The sequence below is a fragment of the Rhodococcus sp. MEB064 genome, assembly GCF_000834565.1.
Classification (GTDB): Bacteria; Actinomycetota; Actinomycetes; order Mycobacteriales; family Mycobacteriaceae; genus Rhodococcoides.
In genome coordinates, this window is the sequence record NZ_JXQS01000016.1 from 98,910 (window position 1) to 111,665 (window position 12,756).

Genomic DNA, 12,756 nt, shown 5'->3' on the forward strand with positions numbered 1-12,756 from the left:
TCGGGAAGGAACGAGCGCAGACCTTAGCGCGCGTCGGGCCCTTCCCACCGCTGGGTCTCGGGAGGTCGGTTCTCCTGCGGAGGCTGAGGATCCTCGGACTCTCCACGCGGAGGCTGGTACTGGCCCTCGGGATTCTGAGGGTTGCGGTACCGGGGCTCGGGCTGGGCCGGGGTTCCGTATCCCTGGTTCCCGTAACCCTGGTTGTCGTAGCCCGGATTGTCGTAGCCCTGATCGGGCTGCTGGCCGAACGGCTCCTGATAGGGCTGCGGCTCCGGCTCCTGGTACGGCCTCGGCTCCGGGTAGCGCGGCTCCGAGTAGCCCTGCGGCTGCCCGTACCCCTGCGGTTCCCCGTAGCCCTGCGGCTGGCCATAGCCTTGCGGCTGCCCGTACCCCTGCGGCTGCCCGTAGGGCTGGGGCTGGCCGTAGCCCTGCGGCTCGGGGTAGTGCGGAGCGTCGTTCTCACGCGGAGGCCAACCGGGTGCGGACCACCCTGCGGGTGCGCCGTAGTCGGGGAGCGACGGGCCCGGACGCCCACCGCGGTGAGCACCGCCCTGACCGTTCTGACCCTGACCGTTCTGACCGTGTCCGTTCTGGCCATGGCCGTTCTGTCCGTGACCGTTGGACCCGTTGCGCGCGTGCGCGTCGGGCTCCGAGCTGCCCTGACCGTTGCCGGCGTAGCTGGGCTGCTTCACCGTCGAGACGGGCGGCCACGGCTCGCCGCGTTCGGTCGCGAGCTCACGCGGCGTCTTCACCGGCGGCTTGGACGACGGAACTCGATCACCGAAGTCGTTGAACGCGGTGATGCGGGGACGCTTCTCGACGCCGGTGAAGATCTTCTCGAGGTCCTTGCGGGTGAGTGTCTCGCGCTCGAGCAGCTCGGTGGCCAGGATGTCGAGGACGTCGCGGTAGTCGTTCAGGATGGCCCACGCCTCGGTGTGCGCGGCTTCGATGAGGTTGCGCACCTCGCCGTCGATCTCGCGAGCGACCTCGTGCGAGTAGTCGGACTGCACGCCCATCGACCGGCCCAGGAAAGGATCGCCCTGCTCTTGGCCGTAGCGGACGGCGCCGAGCTTGCTGCTCATGCCGTACTCGGTGACCATCGCGCGAGCGATCTTCGTCGCCTGATCGATGTCGGACGATGCTCCCGTGGTGGGCTCGTGGAAGACGAGCTCCTCGGCGGCGCGGCCACCCATCGCCATGACGAGTCGAGCGATCATCTCGGATCGCGTCATCAGGCCCTTGTCGTCCTCCGGCACCGTCATCGCGTGTCCACCCGTGCGGCCGCGGGCGAGGATGGTGACCTTGTAGATCGGCTCGATGTCGGGCATCGCCCACGCAGCGAGGGTGTGACCACCCTCGTGGTACGCGGTGATCTTGCGCTCGTGCTCGCTGATGATGCGGCTCTTGCGGCGAGGTCCGCCGATGACGCGATCCACCGACTCCTCGAGAGCAGCCTCGGTGACCACGGTGCCGTTCTCGCGAGCGGTCAGCAGTGCGGCCTCGTTGATGACGTTCGCGAGGTCCGCGCCCGACATACCGACGGTGCGCTTCGCCAGACCTTCGAGGTCGGCGTCCTGCGCGATCGGCTTGCCCTTCGAGTGCACCGCGAGGATCGCGCGGCGTCCTGCGAGGTCGGGAGCGCCGACGGGAATCTGTCGGTCGAAGCGGCCGGGGCGCAGCAGCGCGGGGTCGAGGATATCGGGACGGTTGGTCGCGGCGATCAGGATGACGCCGGTGCGCTCACCGAACCCGTCCATCTCGACGAGCAGCTGGTTGAGGGTCTGCTCACGCTCGTCGTGGCCACCACCGAGACCGGCGCCACGCTGACGTCCGACGGCGTCGATCTCGTCGACGAAGATGATGCACGGGCTGTTCTGCTTGGCCTGCTCGAAGAGGTCACGCACACGCGACGCACCGACACCGACGAACATCTCGACGAAGTCGGAGCCGGAGATGGTGAAGAAGGGGACACCGGCCTCACCGGCGACAGCGCGGGCGAGCAGCGTCTTACCGGTTCCGGGAGGGCCGTAGAGCAGCACGCCGCGCGGGATCTTGGCACCGAGAGCCTGGTAGCGAGCCGGGTTCTGCAGGAAGTCCTTGATCTCGTAGAGCTCCTCGACGGCCTCGTTCGCCCCTGCCACGTCGGCGAACGTCGTCTTGGGCATGTCCTTGGTGAGCTGCTTGGCCTTGGACTTGCCGAAGCCCATGACACCGCCTCGACCGCCGCCCTGCATGCGGGACATGACGAACACGAAGATGCCGAGCAGGATGATCATCGGCAGCAGGAACACCAGGATCGAGGTGAACCAGCTCTCCTGGGTGACCTGGGTGTCGTAGCTCTCGGCACCGGACTGAGCGACCTTGTCGAAGACCTGCTGGGACACCGCATCGGGGTACTGCGCGATGATCTGCGTCGAGTTGTCCGTGGCCGCGTTGCCGCTCTTCAGCGTCAGGCGGACCTGCTGCTCACGGTCGTCGATTTGCGCCGACGACACGTTCTGGTCGTCGAGCTGCGCGATCGCGACAGAGGTGTCGACGCCCTTCCAGCCACGGGTGTCGTCGCCGAAGTAACTGAAGGCGAAGATCACCAGCAGGATGCCGGCGACTATCGCCAGGTTGCGGAACAAAGTCTTGCGATTCATACAGCGTCGCCCTCGATGGCAGTAGGACTCACGAACAGGTGTTAGTCGTAGTCGAATATTCGGATCGAACTGTGGACGTCGACGAACGCGGCAGAGCCGCACGCCGACTGCGCACCGGACAAGCCAGGTTACCGCGGATGCGGACGGCTCGGCGGAGCGCGATATGCGGACAACGACCGGGGAGCCCCCTCGGTTCCCGCCGCGACCATGTCGCAGGCGTTGTGACTGCTACCTCACAGGGGCGGTCCGTGGCCACGGACGGGCCAGCTCGATCTGCGCGGCCAACGCCAGCAACAGGCGCTCCGACCCCGGCGGCCCCGCGAGTTGCACGGCGAGAGGAGTGCCCGACTCCGGGTGGATACCGGCAGGAACGCTGATCGCCGGCCACCCGAGCAGGTTCCAGGGAGCGGCGAACGGCGCGTACCGGATGTTGGCCGCCATGTTGGCGAGCCAGCCGCGGGTGCTCCAATCGATCGCACGGATGGGCGGTGTCGCCAGCGCGGGCGTCAGGACCACGTCGACGTCCGTGAAGTACGTCCGCATGTGCCGTTCCAGAGATGCGATCTGCGACGGCTTCACGAACCGTTCCAACCGGCGCCCCACCGCGATGTGACGACGCGTCCGCTTCTGCAGGGCCGAGCGGTCGAGTCCTGTCGCGTCGTCGGCGCCGCCGGCGGTCCATCTCGCGATCTGACCGAGCGGGCTCGCCGGATACGGGAGCTCCGCGGTCGTCGTGCGGTGACCGTCGCCGTCGAGGAGTCGTGCGGTGTCCAGGGTTGCCCGGCGGAAGTGTTCGTCGACCCGGACCACCGGGGACGGTGAGCCGGCCGCGACACCGATCCGGACGGACTCCGGCCGGTCCACGTAGGCCAACGACGGATCGTCGGCCATCACCGACAGCATCAGGGCCGCGTCGGCGACCGTCGTGGTCAGCGGACCGTTCTCGGACATCCCGAACCACGAGTTGCGCCCCAGCTGCGACGGGACCACCCCGCGCCCGGGCTTGATACCGACGAGGCCGCAGTTCGCGGCGGGGATGCGGACGGAGCCCATACCGTCGTTCCCGTGCGCGATCGGCACCATTCCCGACGCCACCGCGGCGCCGGCACCACCGGACGATCCGCCGGGTGTGAGGTCGAGGTTCCACGGGTTCCGGGTGATACGGCCCGCGGCGTCCGTCGCGCCCCAGAGGCAGAGTTCCGGGACCGACGTCAGTCCGACGACGACGGCGCCGGCCGCGCGCAGGCGTGCCACGACGGGGTGGTCCGACGTCGCGGCATCCGGTGAGGTGGCAACGGATCCGTTGCGCATCGGGTAGCCGGTGACGGAGACGTTGTCCTTGATCGCGACGGGCACACCGGCCAACGGGAGCGACTGCAGATCGGCCCGGACCGCGACGGCGTCGGCCTCACGGAGAACCTCGTCGGGCCGGACCTCGACGAACGCTCCGATCGCGCCGTCGCGAGAGGCGATGGCGTCGAGCGCCTGCTGCGCGACGGCAGCCGGTTGGACGCGGCCGGACCTGACGTCCCCCGCGATCTCGGTCGCCGTCCGTGCTCCACCTGTCGCCACCATGGCAGTCAGCCTCCGTAGACCCGCGGTTCCAGTAGTCCGATGTAGGGAAGGTCGCGATACCGCTCGTCGTAGTCGAGGCCGTAGCCGACGACGAACTCGTTGGGAATGTCGAAGCCGACGTTGGCGACCTCGACGTCGACCTTGACCGCGTCGGGCTTGCGCAGCAGGGTGACCACCTCGAGGGAGGCGGGCTGCCGGGTGGTGAGGTTCTTCATCAGCCAGGACAGCGTGAGCCCGGAGTCGATGATGTCCTCGACGATGAGCACGTTGCGTCCGTGGATGTCGCGGTCGAGATCCTTGAGGATCCGCACGACGCCCGACGACGACGTCGACGACCCGTACGAGCTGACCGCCATGAATTCGAGCTGGCTCGGAATGGGAAGGGCGCGTGCGAAATCCGTCATGAACATGATGGCGCCCTTGAGGACTCCGACGAGCAACAGATCGCCTTCGGGCCCACCGACGGGATAGCGCTGGGCGATCTCCTCGGCCAGCTCGGCGATACGCGTTTCGATCTCCTCTTCGGAGATCAGGATCGATGCGATGTCGCCCTCGTACACGGGTGTCCCTTCATTCGAGCCTGGTTCGGTCTGTCTGCCGGACAAGGTGGAGCTTGCCACGTCGCCTCACCGCAACCAACCTCTCGCCGTGAGTGCCGCCGGCCACCGCGACGCCGCCCTGCCCGCGCCACCGCCCGATCAGATCGTCCACCGCTCGCAGCTGTCCGTCGCTGCGCACCGGCACTCCATGAGTACCCAACCACTCGCGTACGACACGACGGCGTATCGCGGCCGGAACGTCGGACAACGGCGCCAGTTCCAGCGCCCCGTGGTCGACGGTCAGGTCCAGCAGCTCGGCAGCTCGCGCGTCGAGCACGTCACCGTCCTCCCGCAGCTGCTCGGCGGTTCTGGCCAGCGCGTCGGCGACCCCGCCACGGAGCACGTCCTCCAGCAACGGGAGCACCTCGTGACGCAGCCGGACCCTGGTGAACGAGGGGTCGGTGTTCTGCGGGTCCTGCCACGGGTCGAGTCCCAGCTCCGCGCACGCACCGACCGTGGCACTCCGCCGCACTCCGAGCAGGGGGCGGCCGTAGGGCGCGTCCCACGGGGCCATCCCGCGCAGAGAGCGCGGACCGGATCCGCGGGCGAGACCGAGGAGAACCGTTTCGGCCTGGTCGTCGAGCGTGTGTCCTAGAAGGACCGGCAACTCGCCGCGAACGGAGTCCAGCGCCGCATACCGCGCCCGTCGCGCGGCGGCCTCGGGTCCGCCGGGACCGTCGACGACGACGGTCACGACCTCCGCGGAGTCGCATCCCAGGTCGCGCGCTCGCTCCGCGGCGGCCTCCGCGACGTCGGCCGACCCGGGTTGCAGAGCGTGATCCACCACCACGGCGCGCACTCGAAGAGCCTCCGCGACGCACGCGGCAGTCAGCGCCAGAGAATCCGCCCCTCCCGAGAGACCCACGCACACAGTGTCGTTCACGGATCGATCAGTGATCCACGACCGGACTGCGTGCCGCACGAGCAGCAGATTCGGCCCCTCCGGGAAGTGCGGCGGCTGCCCTGTCATCCCAGTACGCGCGCCGTCCACCGCTCGGGAGACTCGATCTCCGACATCAACGGCAGCGTGTCGGCATCGGTCCAGATCGTGTTGAACTGCTCCATGCCGACCTGCTCGACCACGGCGTCCACGAACGCCTTGCCGCGCACGTACTGCGCCATCTTGGCGTCCATACCCAGGAGGGCGCGAAGGATGCGCTGCACCGGGTTCTGCTTGCGGGTCCGCCGGCGGTCGAAGGCCTGCCGGATCGCCGTCACCGACGGCACGACGGCGGGACCGACAGCATCCATGACGTGGTCGGCATGGCCCTCGAGCAACGTTCCGAGCACCAGAAGCCGGTCGAGAGCCTCCTGCTGCGCCGGTGCCTGCGTCGCGCGGAGCAGCCCGATGATGCCGCCGTCATCGCCGCTGCGACCTCGGGCGCGCACCGCCTCGGTCAACCGTGCGACGACATCGGACATGGGCTCGTCGGCACCGTCCTGGAGCACTCCGACGGTGTCCTTCATGTACGTCGCCAACCAGGGCGAGGACGAGAACTGGACGCGGTGCGTCACCTCGTGCAGGCACACCCACAGGCGGAAGTCGCTGGGTCGCAGTCGCAGGGATCGTTCGACCGCGACGATGTTCGGCGCCACCAGCAGCAGCGTGCCGTCGGGACCGGTGAACGGGTCGTACTGCCCCAGGATCGCCGTCGACAGGAAGGCCAGCATCGCACCTGCCTGAAGTCCGCCGGGCTTGCCACCGAGGAAGGACGAGCCCTCGTCGGACCCATCGTCGGAGACGCTCACCAGGTGCCTCATCGACTCCGACGCCGCCTCGATCCACTCCGGCCGGTCGATGACCCGAGCAGCGGGAACGGGCAGGCCGTCGGCCAGTCCGGTGACCTCACGGACAGGGCCCTCCGCTCGAACGGACGCGTCGGCCAACTCGGCCAGCGCGGCGTCCTCGGTGTACCGCGTCATCTTCGGACCGCTCGGAGCCAACCGGGCTCCCGACCGCGCGGCGAAACCCCAATCGATCACACCGGAATCACCCATACCGCGTACCTACCCTCTTCGGATCGCCTGCTCGCTCACGTACATCCACACGACCTGAGCGTCGACGCGAGCGCGTCGAGCGCGGGTCGACCGACCTCGGGTGGCCGATCGTTGGACATGAGAGCGAAGGTCAGGACGCGACCACTCTGATCGACGACGTATCCGGCCAACGCACTGGCGGTCGAGAGCGTTCCCGTCTTGGCCCGCAACCAGCCGGCCGCGGTGCGGTCGCCGGAGGCGTACCGGGCGGCGAGAGTGCCGGTGGCGCCGGCCACGGGGAGGTAGTCGAGCATCGGACGCAGAGTCTGCTCGCCGCCGCCGCCGGCTGCCGTCGTGACGATCTGCCCGAGGACGCGCGAGGGGATCAGATTGTCGACGGACAGACCGCTGGTGTCCTCGAGGACCACACCCGACACGTCCACGCCGTTCTTCGTCAGCACGCTCAGCACGGCTGCCGTCGCGCCGTCGAACGAGGCCGGGCCGCCCTGCGACTCCGCCACCTCGCGGCCGACGGCCTCGGCGAGGACGTTGTCGGAGAACCCGAGCATCTGGGAGAGCCGCTGCCGCAGCGGCGCCGACTGCACGGTCGCGAGCGATCCGGCCCCCTGCTGAGCCCGCCCGTCCGTCACGATCGCGGGGTCGAGGCCCAGGGCGCGCGCGAGCGCTCGGCCCGCATCGAGACCGGGAGTCGCGCTGCGCGGCGATTCGTCCACGGTGGGAACGCTGCGTCCGCCGTCGAGCGTGACGGGCTCGATGGGAGCGATGTATCCCGCAGCGACGTCTGCCGGGAACCAGCCCTGTGCGGACGACGGCCCGCTGTACGCGCTGCCGTCGACGGCGATCGAGGTGACCGCCGTCCCGGTCTTGCGAATCTGCTCGGCCAGATCGTCGATACGCGCACCGCCGTCGTAGAAACCGGGTCGGCCGACAGGCTCCGCGGTGAGTGTCGGATCTCCTTCGCCGGTGAGGACGACCTGACCGGGCGCTTCTCCGGCAACGACTTTGGTGGTGACACGGTGATCGGCGGGTAGGGCCATCATCGCTGCGGCGGCGGTCAGGATCTTCGTCGTCGACGCCGGAGTCATCGGGGAGTCCGCATCGACGCTCCACAGCACCTGCCCGGTGGCGGCGTCGGCCACGGTGCCGGTGAAGCGGCCGAGGTCCGGATTCTGCAATGCCGGCGTCAGCACGGCTTGCAGTCCCGCAGGACTCGGCGCGGGAGCGTCCGGCGACACGGGAACCACCGCGGGAGCGGGGAGGATCGGCGCCGGTTCCGGCGCGAGCGCCACGTCGGTACCGGTGTCGTCGATGAACGTCGGGGTGATCAGAGCGACGCCCACCACGGCCGCGACGAGGATCGCGAGCGCCGCGACGACCAGTCCGATCCGCGTGCGGAGCCTCGGCCCGGTGGGACGCTTACCTGAACTCACGTCACTCCTCGCTCGTCGGTCACTCGCTGCAGCCTATCGACCCTTCACTCGAACCGAGACTGGGCGGACGGTTACTGTCTGACCACCGGTGCCTGTGAACAGGGCGCCGCCAGACGAACGTGGCCACCGAGCAAAGGACAGAGCACGTGAAGTTCGACGTGACCATCGAGATCCCCAAGGGTCAGCGCAACAAGTACGAGGTCGATCACGAATCCGGGCGCCTGCGCCTGGACCGCTACCTCTACACGGCGATGGGATATCCCGCGGACTACGGATTCATCGAGAACACCCTGGGTGAGGACGGCGATCCGCTGGACGCCTTCGTCCTGCTGCCCGAGTCGGTCTTCCCCGGTGTCCTGGTCGAGGCCCGCCCGGTCGCGATGTTCAAGATGGTGGACGAAGCCGGCGGCGACGACAAGGTGCTGTGCGTTCCCGCGGGAGACCCGCGGTGGGATCACATCCAGGATCTGTCGGACGTCTCGAAGTTCGAACTCGACGCCATCGAGCACTTCTTCGTGCACTACAAGGACCTCGAGCCCAACAAGCACGTCACCGGATCCGACTGGGTCGGCCGCGCGGAAGCCGAAGCCGAAGTCACCGCGTCGATCGAGCGTCTGAAGAACAACGGCGCCCACTGATCCACCGTTCGCGCAGGCAACCCGGACCCTGGCTGTTCTTCGGTCCGGGTTGCATGCTCCGCTGATAGCATCGCTCCCGGACGTCTCCGGTGGAGATGTGCACGAGAGACATCGACGGATACACCGACGACGCGATCGACGACGATAGGGTGCGGTACGAGCGATGAGTGACGCTGTCAGCGACCGGAGAAACTCCACTTCGGAGGCTATCTCCACCCCTACTCAGTTCCCGTCACTGCCGGTCACCGTGGTGCTGGACCGCATTCCCGTCCCGGTGCTGGCAGTTGAGCCCGGCGGTTCCGTGGTGTTCGCCAACGAGGCCTTCGACGAGCTCATGGGCTTCGACGAGGAGAACCCTCGCTCGGACGACGCACTGTCGCTCCAGGACATCTTCCCGGCGAGCGAGCCGCTCGGCGTCAACATCGCCGAGACCTTTCTGACCACCGTCGCTACCCGCGCGGATTCGCTGTGGCGCATGAGCGATTCGAAGGGCGACATCCTGCAGGTGCGCGCCAGCAAGTCGATCCTGCGTCGCGCGGAGGATTCCGTCGTGCTGGTCGTTCTCGAGGACTTCACCGACCAGCTGTGGAACGACCCGAAGAGCGCCTTCCGCTGATCGGGCCGTTCCGGCCGTCTACTTGCCCTGGCCGCTCTATTTGCCCTGGAACGTCGGGGGGCGCTTCTCGAAGACGGACGTGATCGCTTCGGCCAGGTCCTCGGACGGCAGGAACGCGGCGTTCCACGCTGCGACGTATCGCAACGAATCATCCACGGCCGCAACGCGATTGTGGTCCAATACCGACTTGATCCCGTGCACGACCAGGGGCGGGTTCGCGGCGATCTCGGCAGCGGTGCGACGAGCATACTCCAGCATCGCGTCGGCGTCGTCGAAGACGTCGTTGACCAGGCCGATGTGCAGTGCGCGCGCCGCATCGATGTCGCGGCCCGTCAGTGCCAGCTCCCGCAGATGACCGTCGCCGATGATGGCGGGCAGCCGCGCGAAGGACCCCATGTCGGCGACGATGGCCACCTTGACCTCGCGGACACTGAACTTCGCATCTGCACTGGCGTATCGGATGTCGGCTGCCGAGATCAGGTCGATGCCACCTCCGATGCACCAACCCTGCACGGCGGCGACGACGGGCTTGCGGCAATCGGCGACAGCGTTGATCGACGCCTGCATCCGCTTGATCATGTCGTGGAACGTGCTGCGCGGACCGGCCTGAGCCTTGTCACCCATGACGGCTCCGAAGTCGCCGGCCATGGCGGGCAGGTCGAGGCCGTAGCTGAAGTTGCGTCCCGATCCCGCGAGTACGACTGCACGAACCTCCGGATCGGCATCGATCGCGGAGAAGATCAGCGGTAGCTCGGACCAGAAGTCGGGCCCCATCGCGTTGCCCTTGCCGGGACCGACGAGTGTCACCGTCGCGACGTGGTTCTCGGCCGTCACGGTGAAGGCTTTCCACGCGTCACCGGACGGGGCTGTCGAATAGGCAGTAGTCATCCTCGAAGGATAGTCAGCACACAGGACAGCCAGTACCCGGTGACGAGCCGCCGCGGCCGATATCCTTCGACCATGACCCGGATTCCTCATCCCGGCGCGGCCCACGTCGCGGACGTTCTGATATCGCGCGGTCACCACGGCGTCGTCGTGACCCGGCCGGAACCGATGCACACCGCACGTCAGGCGGCTGCGGCGAGCGGGATCGAGCTGGGTGCCGTGACCAAGTCACTGGTGATGCTTCTCGACGACGATCCGGTGCTGTTCCTGGTGTCCGGCGCCCACAACGTCGACCTCGACGCCACGGGCCGACGAGTCGAGGGCATCCTCACCCGCGCACCTCGCGATGTGGCCGAGGACGCCACCGGTCAACCCGTCGGCGGTATCGCTCCGGTGGGTCACCCCACCAATCTGCCCACCTACGTCGACACGGCCCTCGCGGCGTTCCCTCAGTTGTGGGCGGCAGCGGGCCACCCGAACACGACGTTCCGTACGACGTACTCGGAGTTGCTGCGCATCACCGCCGGGCTGGCCGTGGACGTCGGCCCGGACGTCTGATCAGGACGCTCGGACGCGCCGGATCGCCAGTGCGGGAACGACATCGGTGTCGATGGACCGCAAGACATCATCGGCCGACCGATCGACGATCGGCCGCAGGATCACGCCGTCCGCGACGTCGACCGCCACGATGTCCGCGATGAGACCTGCGAGCCCGGACGCGGTTCCGACGTACTGCAGCACGCCGTCGCGGGGCTTCGTCTCCGACGCGAGTACGTCTCGACGGGCCGTACGGGCGTCGGGTGCGATGTGGACGTCGAGATCGACGAACACGCGCGAGTCGGGGTGGTCCGCCTTCAGACGGGCGTACTTGTTCTGTGCCTCGGACAGGTCCGCCGCCGAGAAGCGCACGATGTCCGACTGCAGCGGAGCGATGTCGGCGCCCTGCGCGGCTACGGACGGGTCGAGGGCGACGAGGGCGTCGAGTGGAACGGTGGTCATGAGAGATCCAGTCAGTCGATGAGGCGAGCGTGTCGGGTGGTCAGCGGACCGGACACGCACTCGATGTGGCGCGGCAGTAGTCGACGTGTCGCCGATGCCACAACCCACCTCTCATCACGCTGCTCATGCTAACGAGCCCGTGGTGACGCGGCGCCGCAGTGAGAGGCACGTCACAGCGACCGCCTCGACGAGCCGGTCGACGTCTCCCTGCGTCGTACCCAGGCCGATGCTCGCGCGGACGGCGCCGCCGGAGACACCGAGACGATCCAGCAACGGATGCGCGCAGAACTTGCCGGCTCGCACCGCGATGCCGTGATCGTCGGCGAGCGCCGTGGCCAGAACGGATGGATCGACACCGGCCACTGCGAAGGAGACGATGCCGACGATGTCCTCCGAGTCGGACCAGACACGCAGAACCTGCACCCCGTCCACCGCGCTCAAGCCGCGGATCAGCGCCTCGGTGCACTCGTGATCGTGGTCGGCGACGGCGTCGAAACCGAGGCGCACGATCTCGTCGCACGCTGCGGCGAGCGCTACCGCTCCCAGCAGATTCGGCGTGCCGCCCTCGTGTCGCGCCGGCGACGGGGCCCACCGGATGTCGACGCTCTCGCGGCCGTCGTCGATTCCGACGTGCTGCGTCGCTCCCCCACCCGCCAGGTAGGGCTCGGCACGGTCGAGCCAATCACGGCGGCCCACAAGCACTCCGGCACCGAACGGTGCGTACAGCTTGTGGCCGCTGAAGGCGAGGTAGTCGATTCCGGTCGCGGTGAGGTCGACCGGACGGTGCGGAACCAACTGAGCACCGTCGACGAGAATCCGTGCGCCGAACGAATGCGCGAGCGACGCCAGTTCCGCCAGCGGGAGCACTTCTCCGGTCACGTTGGACGCGCCGGTGATCGCCAGCAGCGCAGCGGGTTTCGTTGCCAACTCGACTCGCAACCGGTCGAGGGTTTCGCGGACCGTGGTCGCGGACCGCACGACACGGCGATTGCGCCAGGGAAGAAGGTTCGCGTGGTGCTCGATGTCCAGCACCACCGTGTCACCGGGGACACAGCGCGCCAACAAGTTCAGGGCGTCGGTCGTGTTGCGGGTGAACACCACGACATCGTCGTCGTCCGCTCCGCAGAACGCGTGCACGGTGTTCCGAGCGGCCTCGTACTCCGCGGTGCAGACACGCGACTTGTATCCGGCACCTCGATGCACACTTGCGCAGTAGGGCAACACTTCTCGCACTCGATCGACGACGCTGTCCAGTGCGGGCGCGCTCGCCGCGTAATCGAAGTCCGCACAGCGGACGACACGTCCGTCGGTGCATGTGACCTCGTGCTCGCTGCCGTGGATCGACGCGATCGGGCGTTGCAGGGTGCTGGTCAT

At 68.2% G+C, this 12,756-nt stretch carries 12 protein-coding genes; 3 read left to right on the plus strand and 9 right to left on the minus strand.

Annotated elements, in window-relative coordinates; translation table 11 throughout:
- Positions 1-23 precede the first annotated feature (23 nt).
- The 6 genes from ftsH to dacB form a co-directional block, all read right to left on the minus strand.
- Complete coding sequence (ftsH, locus tag RU01_RS09140) at positions 24-2,642, minus strand: ATP-dependent zinc metalloprotease FtsH (RefSeq protein ID WP_042574212.1); 2,619 nt, start codon at positions 2,640-2,642, stop codon at positions 24-26.
- A gap of 228 nt (positions 2,643-2,870) precedes the next feature.
- Positions 2,871-4,217 carry an amidase gene (locus RU01_RS09145; protein WP_042574213.1) on the minus strand — a complete coding sequence of 449 codons (1,347 nt, stop codon included), beginning with the start codon at positions 4,215-4,217 and terminating at the stop codon, positions 2,871-2,873.
- Between the two features lie 5 nt (positions 4,218-4,222).
- Positions 4,223-4,777 carry a hypoxanthine phosphoribosyltransferase gene (gene hpt / locus RU01_RS09150; protein ID WP_042574214.1) on the minus strand — a complete coding sequence of 185 codons (555 nt, stop codon included), beginning with the start codon at positions 4,775-4,777 and terminating at the stop codon, positions 4,223-4,225.
- A gap of 10 nt (positions 4,778-4,787) precedes the next feature.
- Positions 4,788-5,786 (minus strand): tRNA lysidine(34) synthetase TilS, encoded by a 999-nt coding sequence (tilS, locus tag RU01_RS09155; RefSeq protein WP_042574215.1) that lies wholly within the window; start codon positions 5,784-5,786, stop codon positions 4,788-4,790.
- Positions 5,783-6,814 (minus strand): zinc-dependent metalloprotease, encoded by a 1,032-nt coding sequence (locus RU01_RS09160; protein WP_042574216.1) that lies wholly within the window; start codon positions 6,812-6,814, stop codon positions 5,783-5,785. The genes tilS and RU01_RS09160 overlap by 4 nt, the downstream gene beginning before the upstream one ends.
- Before the next feature lie 35 nt (positions 6,815-6,849).
- Positions 6,850-8,244: a D-alanyl-D-alanine carboxypeptidase/D-alanyl-D-alanine endopeptidase gene (gene dacB, locus RU01_RS09165; RefSeq protein WP_042574217.1), complete on the minus strand. Its 1,395-nt coding sequence runs from the start codon at positions 8,242-8,244 to the stop codon at positions 6,850-6,852.
- 146 nt (positions 8,245-8,390) lie between these two features.
- On the opposite strand from dacB, the gene RU01_RS09170 reads away from it, so the two are divergent.
- A complete protein-coding gene (locus tag RU01_RS09170) occupies positions 8,391-8,882 on the plus strand; it encodes an inorganic diphosphatase (protein ID WP_042574218.1) in 492 nt (163 codons plus the stop codon).
- 163 nt (positions 8,883-9,045) lie between these two features.
- A complete protein-coding gene (locus tag RU01_RS09175) occupies positions 9,046-9,498 on the plus strand; it encodes a histidine kinase (protein ID WP_042574219.1) in 453 nt (150 codons plus the stop codon).
- A gap of 36 nt (positions 9,499-9,534) precedes the next feature.
- Here the strand turns inward: RU01_RS09175 and RU01_RS09180 are convergent, their stop codons facing one another.
- Positions 9,535-10,386 carry a crotonase/enoyl-CoA hydratase family protein gene (locus tag RU01_RS09180; protein WP_042574220.1) on the minus strand — a complete coding sequence of 284 codons (852 nt, stop codon included), beginning with the start codon at positions 10,384-10,386 and terminating at the stop codon, positions 9,535-9,537.
- Between the two features lie 72 nt (positions 10,387-10,458).
- Here RU01_RS09180 and RU01_RS09185 point away from each other — a divergent pair, with 72 nt between their 5' ends.
- Positions 10,459-10,941 (plus strand): YbaK/EbsC family protein, encoded by a 483-nt coding sequence (locus RU01_RS09185; protein ID WP_042574221.1) that lies wholly within the window; start codon positions 10,459-10,461, stop codon positions 10,939-10,941.
- Here the strand turns inward: RU01_RS09185 and RU01_RS09190 are convergent, their stop codons facing one another.
- Complete coding sequence (locus RU01_RS09190; protein ID WP_052493193.1) at positions 10,942-11,382, minus strand: hypothetical protein; 441 nt, start codon at positions 11,380-11,382, stop codon at positions 10,942-10,944. It abuts the gene before it with no gap.
- A 123-nt stretch (positions 11,383-11,505) separates the two neighbouring features.
- Positions 11,506-12,756, minus strand: a complete 1,251-nt coding sequence (locus RU01_RS09195; protein ID WP_042574222.1) for an aminotransferase class V-fold PLP-dependent enzyme — start codon at positions 12,754-12,756, stop codon at positions 11,506-11,508.